The organism is Massilia sp. CT11-137, assembly GCF_047302885.1.
Lineage (GTDB): Bacteria > Pseudomonadota > Gammaproteobacteria > Burkholderiales > Burkholderiaceae_D > Telluria > Telluria orientalis.
In genome coordinates, this window is sequence record NZ_JBKYMP010000002.1 from 1445619 (window position 1) to 1459700 (window position 14082).

The 14082-nt window shown below is 67.8% G+C and carries 16 protein-coding genes; 11 read left to right on the forward strand and 5 right to left on the reverse strand.

Annotated elements, in window-relative coordinates:
* The first annotated feature begins 7 nt into the window (after positions 1-7).
* The 6 genes from ACEN98_RS23175 to ACEN98_RS23200 all read left to right on the forward strand — a co-directional run bounded on the left by ACEN98_RS23175 (position 8) and on the right by ACEN98_RS23200 (position 5318).
* Entirely contained in the window at positions 8-1597 is a 1590-nt protein-coding gene (locus ACEN98_RS23175; protein WP_413387292.1) for an AAA family ATPase, read from the forward strand.
* 1 nt (position 1598) lies between these two features.
* Positions 1599-2330 (forward strand): general secretion pathway protein GspB, encoded by a 732-nt coding sequence (locus ACEN98_RS23180; protein ID WP_413387293.1) that lies wholly within the window; start codon positions 1599-1601, stop codon positions 2328-2330.
* A complete protein-coding gene (gene mobB, locus ACEN98_RS23185) occupies positions 2317-2853 on the forward strand; it encodes a molybdopterin-guanine dinucleotide biosynthesis protein B (protein ID WP_413387294.1) in 537 nt (178 codons plus the stop codon). Before ACEN98_RS23180 ends, mobB begins: the two co-directional genes overlap by 14 nt.
* Positions 2854-2946: 93 nt before the next feature.
* The gene (locus ACEN98_RS23190; protein WP_413345589.1) at positions 2947-3147 is read left to right on the forward strand and encodes a YjfB family protein; all 201 of its coding nucleotides are present in this window, start codon (positions 2947-2949) and stop codon (positions 3145-3147) included.
* Between the two features lie 237 nt (positions 3148-3384).
* On the forward strand, positions 3385-3654 hold the full coding sequence (locus ACEN98_RS23195; protein WP_413387295.1) for a DUF2282 domain-containing protein: 270 nt from the start codon (positions 3385-3387) through the stop codon (positions 3652-3654).
* A gap of 8 nt (positions 3655-3662) precedes the next feature.
* Positions 3663-5318, forward strand: coding sequence for a DUF692 family multinuclear iron-containing protein (locus ACEN98_RS23200; RefSeq protein WP_413387296.1), 1656 nt, complete (start codon positions 3663-3665; stop codon positions 5316-5318).
* Here ACEN98_RS23200 and ACEN98_RS23205 read toward each other — a convergent pair.
* The 3 genes from ACEN98_RS23205 to fumC all read right to left on the reverse strand — a co-directional run bounded on the left by ACEN98_RS23205 (position 5309) and on the right by fumC (position 7467).
* Entirely contained in the window at positions 5309-5572 is a 264-nt protein-coding gene (locus ACEN98_RS23205; RefSeq protein WP_413345057.1) for a DUF883 family protein, read from the reverse strand. The genes ACEN98_RS23200 and ACEN98_RS23205 overlap by 10 nt on opposite strands.
* 170 nt (positions 5573-5742) lie before the next feature.
* Positions 5743-5955 carry an RNA-binding S4 domain-containing protein gene (locus ACEN98_RS23210; protein WP_036238457.1) on the reverse strand — a complete coding sequence of 71 codons (213 nt, stop codon included), beginning with the start codon at positions 5953-5955 and terminating at the stop codon, positions 5743-5745.
* 117 nt (positions 5956-6072) lie between these two features.
* A complete protein-coding gene (gene fumC, locus ACEN98_RS23215) occupies positions 6073-7467 on the reverse strand; it encodes a class II fumarate hydratase (RefSeq protein WP_413387297.1) in 1395 nt (464 codons plus the stop codon).
* Between the two features lie 86 nt (positions 7468-7553).
* Here fumC and ACEN98_RS23220 point away from each other — a divergent pair, with 86 nt between their 5' ends.
* Entirely contained in the window at positions 7554-8597 is a 1044-nt protein-coding gene (locus ACEN98_RS23220; RefSeq protein ID WP_413387298.1) for a hypothetical protein, read from the forward strand.
* Positions 8598-8952: 355 nt separating this feature from the next.
* The gene (locus tag ACEN98_RS23225; RefSeq protein WP_413387299.1) at positions 8953-9348 is read left to right on the forward strand and encodes a winged helix-turn-helix transcriptional regulator; all 396 of its coding nucleotides are present in this window, start codon (positions 8953-8955) and stop codon (positions 9346-9348) included.
* A gap of 6 nt (positions 9349-9354) precedes the next feature.
* Here ACEN98_RS23225 and ACEN98_RS23230 read toward each other — a convergent pair whose 3' ends face one another.
* Positions 9355-9639 (reverse strand): flagellar protein FliT, encoded by a 285-nt coding sequence (locus ACEN98_RS23230; protein WP_091659394.1) that lies wholly within the window; start codon positions 9637-9639, stop codon positions 9355-9357.
* A gap of 125 nt (positions 9640-9764) precedes the next feature.
* On the opposite strand from ACEN98_RS23230, the gene ACEN98_RS23235 reads away from it, so the two are divergent.
* The 3 genes from ACEN98_RS23235 to ACEN98_RS23245 all read left to right on the forward strand — a co-directional run bounded on the left by ACEN98_RS23235 (position 9765) and on the right by ACEN98_RS23245 (position 12912).
* A complete protein-coding gene (locus ACEN98_RS23235) occupies positions 9765-11843 on the forward strand; it encodes a M13 family metallopeptidase (RefSeq protein ID WP_413387300.1) in 2079 nt (692 codons plus the stop codon).
* 160 nt (positions 11844-12003) lie between these two features.
* Positions 12004-12630 (forward strand): class I SAM-dependent methyltransferase, encoded by a 627-nt coding sequence (locus tag ACEN98_RS23240; RefSeq protein ID WP_413389073.1) that lies wholly within the window; start codon positions 12004-12006, stop codon positions 12628-12630.
* Between the two features lie 102 nt (positions 12631-12732).
* Positions 12733-12912 (forward strand): CsbD family protein, encoded by a 180-nt coding sequence (locus ACEN98_RS23245; protein ID WP_413387301.1) that lies wholly within the window; start codon positions 12733-12735, stop codon positions 12910-12912.
* A 51-nt stretch (positions 12913-12963) separates the two neighbouring features.
* Here ACEN98_RS23245 and ACEN98_RS23250 read toward each other — a convergent pair whose 3' ends face one another.
* Positions 12964-14031: an AI-2E family transporter gene (locus ACEN98_RS23250; protein ID WP_413387302.1), complete on the reverse strand. Its 1068-nt coding sequence runs from the start codon at positions 14029-14031 to the stop codon at positions 12964-12966.
* Positions 14032-14082: the final 51 nt, after the last annotated feature.

A 14082-nucleotide genomic window follows, 5' to 3' on the forward strand; every position in this document is an offset into this window, starting at 1 on the left:
TATTGACATGTACACAAACTACTTCCACTTAAAACAGGCGCCGTTTTCCATCGCGCCCGATCCGCGGTACCTGTTCATGAGCGAACGCCATCGCGAGGCGCTCGCGCACCTGCTGTATGGGATAGGCAGCGGCGGGGGCTTCGTGCTGCTCACGGGCGAGATCGGCGCCGGCAAGACGACGGTGTGCCGCTGCTTCATCGAGCAGGTGCCGGACGACTGCCGCCTGGCCTATATCTTCAACCCGAAGCTGACGGTCGAGGAATTGCTGCAGACGATCTGCGACGAATTCCGCATCGCCGTGTCGTCCGCGGCGGGGGTGAAAGCCTATGTGGACGCGATCAACGCCTACCTGCTCGACAGCCACGCGCAAGGCCACAACAACGTGCTCGTGATCGACGAGGCGCAGAACCTGTCGGCCCAGGTGCTGGAGCAGCTGCGCCTCCTGACGAACCTGGAGACCAGCGAGCGCAAGCTCCTGCAGATCATCTTGATCGGCCAGCCGGAACTGCGCACGATGCTCGCGCGGCCGGAACTGGAGCAGCTGGCCCAGCGCGTCATCGCCCGCTACCATCTCGGTCCGTTGTCCGCCGAGGAGACGAGCGCCTATGTCGCGCACCGCCTGGCCGTCGCGGGCGTGCAGGCGGCGACGCCGGTTCCCGCCGCGCTGGCGCCATTGATCCACCGCCTGACGGACGGCGTCCCGCGCCGCATCAACCTGTTGTGCGACCGCGCGCTGCTTGGCGCCTATGTCGAGAACAGCCGCGACGTCACGCCGGCGATCCTGCGCCGTGCCGCACGTGAAGTATTTTCCGGCGACGATGCGAGCGCCGGCGGCGCGCCGCGCAAGCCGCTGCGCTGGCCGCTCGTGGCCGGCGGCGTGCTGGCCGGCGCCGCCATCAGCGCGGCGGCGTGGCAGGCGGTGCCGCATCGTCCGGCGCCTGCGCCGGTTGCGCCCGTGGCCGTGAAAGCGCAGCCCGCGCCCGCGAAGGCGGGCATGCAGCCCAAGCCGCTGGCGCTGTCCACGCAGGACGACGCGCTGCGCGAACTGGGCGCGCTGTGGGGCCAGCAACTGCCGGCCGCCGCCGCGTGCGACGCCGCGCCGCGCGCCGGCCTGCGCTGCTACCAGGGCCGCGGCGGCCTGTACGAACTGCGCCTGCTCGACCGGCCGGCCATCGTCGGCCTGCACGACGGCGCCCGGGTGGGCTACGCCGTGCTGACCGGCATGGACGACGACACGGCCACGCTCGCGATCAACGGCCGGCGCCACACGGTGAGCCTGGGGCTGCTCGCGACCCGCATCGATGGCGATTACACGACCTTGTGGAAGGTGCCGCGCGGTTTCCGCGACCAGGTGGGGCCGGGCGACAGCGGGCCGGACGTCGACTGGATCGCTGCCCGCCTCGCCGAACTGGACGGCCGGCGCGCCGCGCCGCCGGCCGGGCAGGTCCTGGACGAGCCCACGCGGCGCCTGCTGCGCGCGTTCCAGGTCAAGCAGAACCTGAAGGCGGACGGCCTGGCCGGTCCGCGCACCTACATGCGCCTGAACCAGCTGTCGGGCGTCGACGAACCGCGCCTGCTGGCAGCCACCGGGAAGTGATATGTCGTACATCCTCGAAGCTTTGAAGAAGGCCCAGGCCGAACGCCAGCTCGGCAACGCGCCGACGATTCACGCGCCGCAGGCCGCGGCGCCCGCGCCGGCGGCCGCCGGGGCGAGCCGCAAGCCGCTCCTCGTCGGCCTCGGCGCCGGTGCGCTCGTCGTCGTCGCGGGGGTGCTGGTACTGTGGCGGCCGGCGCCGGCGCCTGCGCCGCAGACCGTCACGCAGCGCGCGCCCGCGCCGGCAGCACCTGCGCCGGAGCCGCTGGTGGTGAGCGCGCCGCCCGCGCCGCCGCCCGTGACCGTGCGCGAACGCGCGCCCGCGCCGCCGCCCGTGACCGTGCGCGAACGCGCGCCTGCGCCCACGCCCGTGACCGTGCGCGAACGCGCGCCTGCGCCGCCGCCCGTGACCGTGCGCGAAATCGTACCCGCGCCCACGCCCGCGCCATCCCGCCCGGCTCCGGTGCCGGCCGCGCCGGCGCCCGTCGCGAAGGCGGCGCCGGAAGACAGCCTGCCGTTCCTGCAGCAGCTGCCCGACGCCCAGCAGCGCGACATCCCGCGCGTCACGTTCGGCGGCTACATGTATTCCGCCAACGCGGCCGACCGCCTGCTGATCGTCGACAAGGCGCTGCGCCACGAAGGCGAGGAAGTCGCGCCGGGCCTCGTGCTGGAAAAGCTGCTGCCCAAGGCGGCCGTCATGAACTTCCGGGGAATCCGCTACCGTGTCGCCTACTGATTTCGCCGGCCGCGGGCCCGTGCTGGGCGTCATCGGCTGGTCGGGCAGCGGCAAGACGACGCTGCTGGAACTCCTCGTCGCGCGGCTGGCGGCGTCCGGCCTGCGCGTCAACGTCGTCAAGCACAGCCACCACGACGTCATGCTGGAACCGCCGCACAAGGACAGCGCCCGCATGCGCGCGGCCGGCGCGGCCGAGGTCATGATCGCGTCGCCGTACCGCGTGGCCATCATGCGCGAGCTGCGCGGCGCCGCGGAGCCGTCGCTGGCCGAACACCTGGCACGCCTCGCGCCGGCCGACCTGACCCTGGTGGAAGGCTATAAATGGGAGGCGCTGCCCAAGCTGGAGGTCTACCGGCCGGAGGTCGGCAAGCCGCCGATGTTTCCGGGCGACCCGCACATCGTGGCCGTCGCGTCCACGATGGCGCGCCCGGAAGGGCTGGCGCCGCACGTGGCGTGGCTCGACCTGCTCGACCCGGACGCGGTCTTGCGCTGGGTCAGGCAATTTAATGGTTTGCCCGCCTAAAGTTCCTGCGCGCCCTGTCGATAACAGGGGATAAGCGGCAGTGCGGGCGACCGCCGTGCTGCCCGACTGTCGACACACCCACCAGGAGCGCATATGGACGCCTTAGGTATCGCCAAGCTTGCCACCAGCATCGCCGACACCGGCACCCGCCAGGACGTCGCCGTCGCCGTGCTGAAAAAGACGCAGGACATCCAGGCTGCGGCAGCCACCCAGCTGCTGGAAGCCGTGCAGTCCGCCGCGCCGGCGTCGAACCTGCCGCCGCACCTGGGCAACCACATCAACACGACGGCCTGACGCGCGCGCGTCAACGGAATTCCCGCCGCCCGCGTTATCGGCCCAGTACCCGGCGCGACGGGGGCGGCCACACAATACCATCCGCTCAGCCGCCACCATCGGGCTGCCGCCAGCGACGACAACGTCCGGCGCGCAGCCGACAACGGCCGCCCCGGCCGGGTTACTTTTCCCCTCAGCACGTTCCGACCGGGATAGAATGCCTCCCGCGGTACGTACGCGTATTTTTGGAGAATGCTCATGAACAAACGACAAGCCCTGATCGCCGCCGCGCTCGCGAGCGTCTGCGCCACCCAGGCCACGGCCGGCGGCCAGATGGATGCGCAATCCGGCAACGAAGAAAAATGCTACGGCGTCGCCAAGGCCGGCCAGAACGATTGCGGCACCGCGACCCACGGTTGCGCCGGCATGGCGACGGCCGACAAGGACCCGGGCGAATGGAAATTCGTCCCGAAGGGCACCTGCGAAAAAGCCGGCGGCAAACTCAATCCGCCGAAGCCGGGTAAATAAGCACGACCATGGCCGCCGGCATCGGTCTGCGCGCGCCGCATTACCGCGATTTCCTCGACCGCCGGCCCGACGTTGGCTGGGTCGAGGTCCACACGGAAAACTTTCTCGCGCGCGCGGGCCACGACTGGCGCGTGCTGTCCGCGGTGCGCCGCGACTATCAAGTCAGCCTGCACGGCGTGGGCCTCGGCCTCGGGTCCGTGCACGGCTTTTCCGATGACCACCTGGCCCGCGTGGCCGCCCTCGTGCGTACACTCCAGCCGGTCCTCGTCTCCGAACACTTGTCCTGGGGCGCGCTGCGCGACCGCCAGCTGAACGACCTGCTGCCCCTGCGGCTGGACCATGAGGCGCTCGGCCTCGTCGCCGCGCGCATCCAGCGCGTGCAGGACGTGCTGGCACGGCGCATCCTCGTCGAAAACGTCTCCACCTACGTGCGCTTCGCGGGCGACGCGATGAGCGAAGCGGACTTCCTCGCCGAACTCGCGCGCCGCACGGGTTGCGGCGTGCTGCTGGACGTGAACAACCTGTACGTCAACGAGCGCAATCACGGCGAGGATCCGCATGCCGCCATCGCCGCGCTGCCGGCCGGCTGCGTGGGCGAGATCCACCTGGGCGGCCATCTCGTCACGGCCGATGGCCTCATCGACCACCACGGCGCCCGGGTCGCGCCGCCCGTGTGGGACCTGTACCGCGCGGCGCTGGCGCGCTTCGGCGCCGTGCCCACGCTCGTCGAATGGGACACGGACCTGCCGCCGCTCGACGTGCTGCTCGACGAGGCGGCGCGGGCGGACGCGATGGCGGCGACGGCGGGGCAGGGCATCATCGCCGACAGCGCCGACAGCGCCGCCGCGCCCATCGATCCGGCGCCGGCCGCCGGCCTGGAGGCACTCCAGCAAACGTTCGGCGCGGCGCTGTTCGACAGCACGCACGACGCCGCATTGTCTCCGCTGCTGAAAGGCGATCCGCGTCGCGTCGGCATCTACCGGGGCAACCTGCACGCGCACTGGACGCGCGCGCTGGCGTCGGCATACCCCGTGCTGCGCCAGCTCGTGGGCGGGGAGTTTTTCGACGCGCTCGCCCGGGTCTACGGCCAGGCGTATCCGGCGCGCGATCCGGACCTCAATCGCTTCGGCGCCGCGCTGCCGGACTTCCTCGCCGGTTTTACGCCGGCGGCCGATCATCCTTACCTGCCCGACGTCGCGCGCCTCGAATGGTGTGTGCACGAGGCGTGGTACGCGCCCGATGCGGATGTGGCACCCGCGAGCATCGCCGGCCTCGCGCCCGACGCATTCGAAGCGGCGCGCGCCGTGCTGCATCCGGCGCTGCGCCTGCATGCGTCGCCGTGGGCCACGGTGGCGCTGTGGCGCGCGCACCAGGCGGACGGTCCGGGCTTCCCGGATAAATTGCAGGCGCCCACGCACGCGCTGGTGCTGCGGCCCCGGCTCGACGTGGAAGTGGAAGCCATCGGCGCGGCGGAACATGCGGCGCTGGCGTGCCTGGCGCGCGGCGAATCGTTCGGCGCGGCGCTCGATGCGGCATTCGATGTGGACGAGGACTTCGACGTGGCCATGCACCTGCGGCGCTGGCTTGATCGGGGAATGGTGGCGGGAGTGAAAAGCGGGGCAAACGCGGCGCCGTGGACGGTGGCGCCGCGCGCTCAGTGGTAGAAGGCGCGCAGGATGCGTTCTTCTCCGGTCCTGTCGTGGTGCAGCTCGTTGGCCGCACGCGTCGCTTCCATCATCCGGTTCAACTGGTCCTCTTCGAAGCGGGCCAGTTCCTCATTGGCGGCATTGAGCGCGACGGCCAGCTTGGCGCGGGCGTTCTGGTACACGACACCGGTGTAGTGATCGGTATTCTTGAGCAGCTCTTCCGCGTTTTCGATGACGAGACGCAGGTCGCCGATCAAGCGCTGCTGCGTCATGGGGCTTGATTCTGGGGTTTCCATCTTCCTCACCTTTGGGCCGAATGTTACGACTTCAATATAGAGAAGGGGGACTGCCCAAGTTTGTCAGCGCGCAAACGTCAACCCTACCGTCGGGGACGGCTCGCGGGGTGCAACCGCGGGGCGCGCGCGGTGCGCCTCAGCTCATTTCAGCGTACCTGAATGCGGATATCGCCCAGCGTCACGACCTGGCCGGCACGGATCTTGGCCGTCTTGCGCAGTTCCTTCTTCCCATCGACCGACACGTCGCCGCTTGCCACCACGTGCTTGCCGGCGCCGCCGCTGTCCACCACGCCGACCAGCTTCAGCAGCTGGTTCAGCTCGATGAACTCGGAAGTCAGTTCAAAAGTTGTTGTTTGCATTTTATCCTCTGTTAAAAATGGGCGTCGTATTGTTGTGTTCGTTTAGAAAACACTTTTCAAAAAAACAACGTCGCCTCCACGCGAGCGGGGCGACGTCATGTATCCGATGCGGTACCGTCAGGCCGGGCTGGGCCGCGTCATCTCGATCGGCACGATCCACTGGTCGAACTGCGTCTCGTCGACGAAGCCCGATTGCAGGGCTGCCTGGCGCAAGGTCAGGCCGTTGTGCTGGGCCGTCTTGGCGATTTGCGCGGCGCGATCATACCCGATATGCGGGGCCAGCGCGGTCACCAGCATCAGCGACTGCTCCATCAACTCGCCGATGCGCTTGCGATTCGGTTCGATGCCCTGCGCGCAATGCTCGTCGAACGAGCGCATGCCGTCCGCCAGCAGGCGCGCGCTCTGCAGGAAGTTGTGGGCGATCATCGGCTTGAACACGTTCAGTTCGAAATTGCCCTGCGCGCCGCCGACCGTGATCGCGACGTCGTTGCCGAACACCTGGCAACACAGCATCGTCAGCGCCTCGCACTGGGTCGGGTTCACCTTGCCCGGCATGATCGAGCTGCCCGGCTCGTTTTCCGGGATCGTGATCTCGCCCAGGCCGGAGCGGGGGCCGGACGCCATCCAGCGCACATCGTTGGCGATCTTCATCAGCGCCGTGGCCAGCGTCTTGAACGCGCCGTGCGCCAGCACCATCGCGTCATGGCCGGCCAGCGCCATGAACTTGTTCGGCGCCGACTTGAATTGCAGGCCGGTGCGCGACGAGATCTCGGCCGCGATGCGGTTGGCGAATTCCGGATGCGCGTTCAGGCCCGTGCCCACCGCGGTGCCGCCGGCGGCCAGCAGCAGCAGGCCCGGCAACGTGTTCTTGATCGCGTGCTCGGCGAATTCGAGTTGCGCCACGTAGCCGGAGAATTCCTGGCCCAAGGTGAGCGGCGTCGCATCCTGCAGGTGCGTGCGGCCGATCTTGACGATGTCGGCGAAGTCGCGCGACTTCACTTCCAGCGTGCCGCGCAGCTTCGCCAGCGCCGGCAGCACGTCCCTGGCGACGGCCAGCGCGGCCGCCACGTGCATCGCGGTGGGGAACATGTCGTTCGACGACTGGCCCATGTTGACGTGGTCGTTCGGATGCAGCAGGCGCGCCTCGCCCCGCTCGCCGCCCAGCAGTTCCGAGGCGCGGTTCGCGAGCACCTCGTTCATGTTCATGTTGCTCTGGGTGCCGGAGCCGGTCTGCCACACGGACAGCGGGAATTCGGACGGATGACGGCCTTCCAGCACTTCGTCGGCCGCGCGGATGATGGCGTCGGCCTTGTCTTGCGGGAGCTTGCCGAGCGAGCGGTTGACGGCGGCGGCCGCGCGCTTCACCTGCGCCAGTGCGGCGACCAGTTCCGGCGCCATCTTCTCGCTCGAAATGTGGAAGTGGTGCAGCGAACGCTGGGTCTGCGCACCCCACAGCTGATCGTTCGGTACGTCGATCGGGCCGAAGCTGTCCTTCTCAATCCGGTTTTCCATGGATGCATCCTGTTGGTTTGACAATGGAATTAAAGAGTGTACCGCAACGGCCGTTAACCACGTTGTAGCCCCCATTTTTCCACGCCATGGCCCGCCGCACCCGCCTTCTTCTCTCCAGCCTCGCTCTCGCCGCGCTTGCATCCGCCCACGCGGCCGAGCTGGGCGACCCGCGCGTGTCGTCGCACATCGGCCAGCCGCTCGTGGCCGACGTCGAGCTGACGATGCTCGACGATGCCGCCACGCCCGTGCAGGTGCGCGTGGCCAGCCCGGAGGTCTACAACGGTGCGGGCATCGCCGTCCCGCCCGTGCTGTCCAGCCTGAATTTGTCGGTGATGCGGCGCGACGGCCGCCAGTTCCTGCACGTGACGTCGCCGCGTGCCGTCGACGCGGACCATGTGCACCTGTACCTGGAACTCGTCGACAAGGGCCAGCGTGCCGTGCGCCTGGCCACGCTGTGGCTGACGCCGGATCCGAATCCCGCGCCGCCGCCCGCGCCCGCGCCCGTGCGCGTGGCGGCACCTGCGCCGGCGCCGGTGCCGCCGGCCAACCCCGACGCGGTATTGCTCGCGCAGGTCGAACGGGCCCGCGTGGCGCACGCGGCGCCGGTGGTCCGGCGCGAAGCCGCAAAACCGGTAACGCCGCCGCCCAGGCCGGTGATGCGCCGTCCGCCGCCGGCGCCCGTCGCCAGGCCGGAGGTCCCGCCGCCCGCCTGTGCGCCTCGGGCCGAGGAAGTGCAGGCCTGCGCGGCCCTCGGCGCGAAGAACGACGAGTTGCGTTCCCGCCTCGGCCAGGTCGAGGACCGGATGAAGAAGCTGCAGGTGTCGCTGGCCGCACCGGCCGTGGCGCACGAGGCGCACGAGGCGCCGAAGCCCGAGGCCAAGCCGGAGAGCAAGCCGGAGAGCAAGCCGGCGCCGCCTCCGCCGAAACCCGCCGGCCCGCGCCCGATCTCGTCGATCAAGCCGCTCGTGCCGCACAAGCCGAAGGCGCCGCCGCCGGACGAACGCTTGCCGTGGGGCTGGATCGGCGCCGCCATCGGCGTGCTGGCGCTGGGTGGGGCGGGGGCATATGCCGTCCGTCGCCGCAAGGCGCCGCCCGCGGCAGGCGGGACCGCCGAGCCGACGCTGGAGTAGTGTTCAAAATCTTCGCTCGAGTCGTCTACACAAGTGCGGATTTTGCGTTATACTCAATCCAGAAGTACACGGATCAGGGTCCGCCGCAGCCACCACCGATAGCGTGGCGCGGGGTCGGACGATCGCTGAGGAAGCGCCTGATGCCGGAAGCGGTTCGCTGCCAACAGTGGCAGACGGACGCCGGAGGCAACCGGCAAGAGGCGACGCCAGGGGATGCCTGGTAGTCGCGCTCCCCATTCCCGGAAACCGCGCTGATGACCCACGTCGCTGCGCGGTTTTTGTTTGCGCGGCGCGCGTTGGCCTCTCGCTCGGGTTATCGCTACCATAGGGGCAGATCATCGATCGAGGAGGGGGCATGAACGAGCTGGTACGCGCGGATTTATTCTCCGAATACTGCCCGTCGCGTGAAGTGCTGAAACATGTGACGAGCCGCTGGGGCGTGCTGCTGCTCGTCGCGTTGACGGATGGCACGCACCGCTTCGGCGAACTGCGCCGCAAGGTGGGCGGCATCAGCGAAAAAATGCTGGCCCAGACGCTGTATTGGCTCGAGCAGGACGGCTTCGTGCAGCGCATCGCCCATCCCGTCGTCCCGCCTCACGTGGAATACCGGCTGACGCCGCTCGGCGAGCAGATCGGGCACAAGCTTGGCGACCTCGCCGCATGGATCGAAGGGAACATGGATGGCATCCTGGCCGCGCAGAAAGCAAAAAGCCCCTTGGACGGCAAGTCGAAGGGGCTGCAGGCGGGGTAGGGCGGATCAGTGGGCCGGGCTCAGTGCGCGGTCCAGCTGGCCCATCCACGGCTCGGTGATGTCGCGCACGGCGCGGTCGTTGGCCATGATCTGCTTGAGCAGGTCGATCTTGCGCTTGCGGGCGGCGCCATCCAGCGGCGGGACGCCGCTCTTCGCCGCGCTCGACTGCAGGGCGCACTGCGTTTCCAGGCGTGCCAGGCCGTCCCAATCCCCTTCGCGCGCAGCGACAGCCATGCGGCTGCTGAGGGCGGCGATGTTTTCGTACATTGCGAGGACTTCGTTGGACGTCATGACTGCGCTCCACCAATGAGGCAAACTCCGGCCGGATTGCCGGTTGTCTGCCTTTTACGGCAGCGTTTTGGAGAACTTTAGGGTTGTCGAAAGATTTTTTTTGAAATTTTTTTAGGAGAGGCACCATGAACATCAGCTGGACTCCGGTCAGGACCGTCATCGTCCTCGCGATGTGCGGTACCGCGCTCGTTACCACGGGCGCGGCGGCATCCGGGCAGACCCCGCCCGCGGCCAGGGAGGACGTCAATGCGGCCGGGACGGCCCAGGCCACCTTGCGGCCGGGCGACGATTTCTTTGCCTGGGCCAACAAGGATTGGCTTGCCAAAACGACCATCCCCGAGGACCGCAGCCGCTGGGGCGCGATGGACAACCTGGCGGAAGACACCAACCAGCGCATCGTCAAGCTGATCGAAGGCGTCGACTCCAACAAGAAAGCGGGACCGGAAGCGCGCAAGGTTGCCGATTACTACAACGCCTACATGGACGAGCCCGCGATCGAGGCGCGCGGCACCGCCCCGCTGAAGCCGCTGCTGGCGCAGGTCGGCGCCATCAAGGACAAGGCGGGCCTCATGCGCGCGCTTGGCGCGTCCGTGCGCGCGGACGTCGACCCGCTGAACAATACGCATTTTGCGACCGAGAACATCTTCGGCGTCTGGATCTCGCCCGGGCTGCACGATCCGGCCCACAACTGGCCGTACCTGCTGCAGGGCGGCCTGGGCATGCCGGACCGCGCCTATTATCTGGACAACAACGAGCGCATGGCCGGCCTGCGCAGCCAGTACCAGAAGCACATCGCCGCGATGCTGAAACTGGCGGGTTATGCGGCGACCGATGCGGACGCCGACGCCCGCGCCGCGAAAATCTTCGCGCTCGAAGTCGACATCGCCAACACCCACGGCACCCGCGCCGACTCGGCCGACGTGCTGAAGGCCGACAACACATGGACCCGCAAGGACTTCGCCGCCAACGCGCCGGGCCTGGACTGGGATGCGTTCTTCAAGGCCGCGCGCCTGGGCGGCCAGGACAAGTTCATCGTCTGGCATCCGTCCGCAGTCAAAGGCGAGGCGGCGCTCGTCGACAAGATCGACCTCGCGACCTGGAAGGATTATCTCGCCTTCCACACCATCAACCGCATGGCCAACGTGCTGCCGAAGGCCTTCGTCGACCAGCGCTTCGCGTTCTACGGCAAGGCGCTGTCGGGCACGCCGCAGCAATCGATGCGCTGGAAGCGGGCGCTGGGTGCGACGAACGAGGCGATGGACGAGGCGGTCGGCAAGCTGTACGTCGCCAAATACTTCCCGGCCGAGAACAAGGCGCAGCTGCAGAAGATGGTCGCGAACATCGTCGCGGCGTTCGGCAAGCGCGTCGACAAGCTCGACTGGATGGCGCCCGCCACCCGCGCCCAGGCGAAGGAAAAACTGAAGACCCTGTACGTGGGCGTCGGCTATCCGGACCGGTGGAAATCGTACGCTGGCCTGAAGGTCGATGCCAAGGATGCGTTCGGCAACGCGCTGCGCGCCGAGGCGTTCCACACGGACCAGGAATTCGCGAAGCTGCATGCGAAGCCGGACCGCACGGACTGGTCGATGCCGCCGCAGCTCGTCAATGCCGTCAACCTGCCGCTGCAGAACGCGCTGAACTTCCCGGCCGCGATCCTGCAGCCGCCGTTCTTCGACCCGAAGGCGCCGGATGCCGTCAACTACGGCGCGATCGGCGCCATCATCGGCCACGAGATCAGCCACAGCTTCGACGACCAGGGTTCGCAGTTCGACGCCCAGGGCCGCCTGCGCGACTGGTGGACGAAGGAGGACATGGAGCACTTCAAGGCCGCGTCCCGGAAGCTCGTCGAGCAGTACAACGCCTATAAACCGTACCCGGACCTCGCCGTCAATGGCCAGCTGACCCTGTCCGAAAACCTCGCCGACCTGGCGGGCCTGGAAGCGTCGTATGATGCCTACCGCGCCGCCGCCGGCAAGAACGCGTCGGAGGAGAGCGACCGCCAGTTCTTCACGGGCTATGCGCAGAGCTGGCGCACGAAGGCGCGCGAGGCGGCCGAGCGGCGCGGTATCCTGACGGACGGCCACGCTCCGCCGCAATACCGCACGGCCACCGTGCGCAACCTGGACGCCTGGTACAAGGCGTTCGACGTGCAGCCGGGGCAGGCGCTGTACCTGCCGCCGGACGAGCGCGTACGCGTTTGGTAAGCCGGCGATTTATGTCTGACGGGTAAGCTGCGCCGGTCGGAAAGAGCCCCGGACTAGAATGGTCCGGGCATCTTTCAGCGTGGTTATTGCTTTTGAGACAGCACTTATGAAGCAACAATTTATCGACGTCGACCGGCGCATCATCCATCACTTTGCACCTATGATCGAAGACGACGACTACGAAGACATCACGCGGCGCACGCTGCACCATTACGACGACAACGCGCGCCGGTTCTTCGCCGGCACCATCGACCACGACGTCAGCCAGAACATCGATGCGCTGCTGAGTTCGATCGAGGCGCCGGCCCCGTACACCATTCTCGACTTCGGCTGCGGGCCGGGCCGTGATTTGAAGACGTTCACGGCGCTGGGTCACCACGCCATCGGCCTGGACGGCAGCGAACGATTCGTCGAGATGGCGCGCGACTACAGCGGCGGCGAGGTGTGGCACCAGAATTTCATCGACCTGGACTTGCCGGACGCCATGTTCGACGGCATCTTCGCGAACGCGTCGCTGTTCCACGTGCCGCGCGAGCTGCTGCCGAAGGTGCTGAGGGAATTGTGCGCGGCGCTGAAGCCGGGCGGCGTGCTGTTCAGCTCGAATCCACGCGGCCATAACGAAGAAGGGTGGAACGGGCCGCGCTACGGCTGCTTCCACGACTACGCCGCTTGGGAGCGCTACGTCGTCGAGGCCGGCTTCGTGCCGCTGCGCCACTATTACCGTCCGGAAGGATTGCCGCGCGAGCAGCAGCCCTGGCTGGCCAGCGTGTGGCGCAAGGCAAGTTAATGGTTTGTTAGTTTGCGTACAGAATGAAGGTCGCCATCCAATTATCCTGAATGCATCCCGCTTGATTCGCAAGCGGTCTTACTCATCAAGGAGGATTCCGACATGAACGACGACCAAATCAAAGGTAAAGCCAAGGATATCGGCGGCAAGATTCAGGAGGATGTCGGCAAGGCTGTCGGCAGCAGCGAACAGCAGGCCAAGGGCCTGTCGAAGCAGGTCGAAGGCAAGGTGCAGGAAAAAGCCGGTGATCTGCGTGACGCGATCAACAAGGGCAACCGCTGATACGCGGACCCTGTCCACCTGACCAACGGCCGCCGCGTGCGGCCGTTTTACTTATTCGGCCTGCCGGTCGCCGAGGATGTCTTCCACGTACAGCTTGTCGACGAGCACCACCAACATGGCCGTCAACGGCGTCGCCAGGGCGATGCCCGCGAAACCGAACAGCGTGCCGAACACGAGCTGCATGACGATGGTGAGCGCAGGCGGAATCTCGACCGCGCGCGCCTCGACGAGCGGCTGCAGCACATAGCCTTCGACCGTCTGGATGCCGAGGAACAGCAGCACCGTGTACAGCGCCAGGTCGGGACTGATCGACAGCGCGATCAATACCGCCGGTACGCCCGCCATGATCGGGCCGATGTAGGGAATGAAGTCGAGCAGCCCGGCGATGATGCCGAGGATCAGACCCAGTGGCACGCCCAGCAGCGTGAGCCCGCCCGCCGTCGCGGCGCCGACGATCAGCATCGACAGCGATTTGCCGATCAGCCAGCGCGCCAGCGTGTCGCCGATGTCGTCCATCACCTGCACGGCGCGCTCGCGCTTGCCCTGCGGTACGAGCTTCACGACGCCTTGCTTGTACTGGCGCGGCGACAGCGCAAAATAAATGCCGACGAACACGATGATAACGACGTTGCCGAGCGCGCCGAGCACGCCGCCGAAGAACAGGCCCGCGTTCGGCACGAACTGCTGCATCGATCCGATCAGTTGCTTGGCATCCGGCAGGTCGGCGGCGATGCGCGCGAGCAGCGGCTGGTTCTCCACCATCTGGCGCAGGCGCTGCAGCGATTGCGGAATCTGCTGCGCCAGTTCGGTCGATTGTTCGGCAATCTGCGGCGCCATCGCCCACCCGCCGAGCCCGATGATGAGCAGCAGCGCCAGCACGACGACGACGAGCGCGAGCTTGCGGTTCCAGCCGAAGCGCCGGCACAGGATCGCGCTCAGCTCGTACAACAGCACGGCAAACAGGACGCAGGCAAAGAGCAGCAGCAGCGCGTCGATGGCCAGCACGACGGCCGCGACGAGCGCGAGGAACAGCACCGCGATGCCGTCGACAAGGACGAAGCGGCGCATCAGTTTGCGCTGGGCCGGCTTGACGGCGGGGGAGGTGGACGTGTCGTTCATGACAGAATGCTATCAGCGGCGCCGCGGGGCCGTCGCGCGCGTGGCAATGTG

Bases quoted from the DNA above. Each gene is read 5' to 3' on its own strand.
- ACEN98_RS23200 (WP_413387296.1), top strand. From the start codon at position 3,663: ATGGCCGCCGGCATCGGTCTGCGCGCGCCGCATTACCGCGATTTCCTC.
- ACEN98_RS23205 (WP_413345057.1), bottom strand. From the start codon at position 5,572: ATGACGCAGCAGCGCTTGATCGGCGACCTGCGTCTCGTCATCGAAAAC.
- ACEN98_RS23240 (WP_413389073.1), top strand. From the start codon at position 12,004: ATGATCGAAGACGACGACTACGAAGACATCACGCGGCGCACGCTGCAC.
- ACEN98_RS23230 (WP_091659394.1), bottom strand. From the start codon at position 9,639: ATGACGTCCAACGAAGTCCTCGCAATGTACGAAAACATCGCCGCCCTC.
- ACEN98_RS23225 (WP_413387299.1), top strand. From the start codon at position 8,953: ATGAACGAGCTGGTACGCGCGGATTTATTCTCCGAATACTGCCCGTCG.
- fumC (WP_413387297.1), bottom strand. From the start codon at position 7,467: ATGGAAAACCGGATTGAGAAGGACAGCTTCGGCCCGATCGACGTACCG.
- ACEN98_RS23175 (WP_413387292.1), top strand. From the start codon at position 8: ATGTACACAAACTACTTCCACTTAAAACAGGCGCCGTTTTCCATCGCG.
- ACEN98_RS23210 (WP_036238457.1), bottom strand. From the start codon at position 5,955: ATGCAAACAACAACTTTTGAACTGACTTCCGAGTTCATCGAGCTGAAC.
- ACEN98_RS23245 (WP_413387301.1), top strand. From the start codon at position 12,733: ATGAACGACGACCAAATCAAAGGTAAAGCCAAGGATATCGGCGGCAAG.
- ACEN98_RS23180 (WP_413387293.1), top strand. From the start codon at position 1,599: ATGTCGTACATCCTCGAAGCTTTGAAGAAGGCCCAGGCCGAACGCCAG.
- ACEN98_RS23220 (WP_413387298.1), top strand. From the start codon at position 7,554: ATGGCCCGCCGCACCCGCCTTCTTCTCTCCAGCCTCGCTCTCGCCGCG.
- ACEN98_RS23195 (WP_413387295.1), top strand. From the start codon at position 3,385: ATGAACAAACGACAAGCCCTGATCGCCGCCGCGCTCGCGAGCGTCTGC.
- ACEN98_RS23250 (WP_413387302.1), bottom strand. From the start codon at position 14,031: ATGAACGACACGTCCACCTCCCCCGCCGTCAAGCCGGCCCAGCGCAAA.
- ACEN98_RS23190 (WP_413345589.1), top strand. From the start codon at position 2,947: ATGGACGCCTTAGGTATCGCCAAGCTTGCCACCAGCATCGCCGACACC.
- ACEN98_RS23235 (WP_413387300.1), top strand. From the start codon at position 9,765: ATGAACATCAGCTGGACTCCGGTCAGGACCGTCATCGTCCTCGCGATG.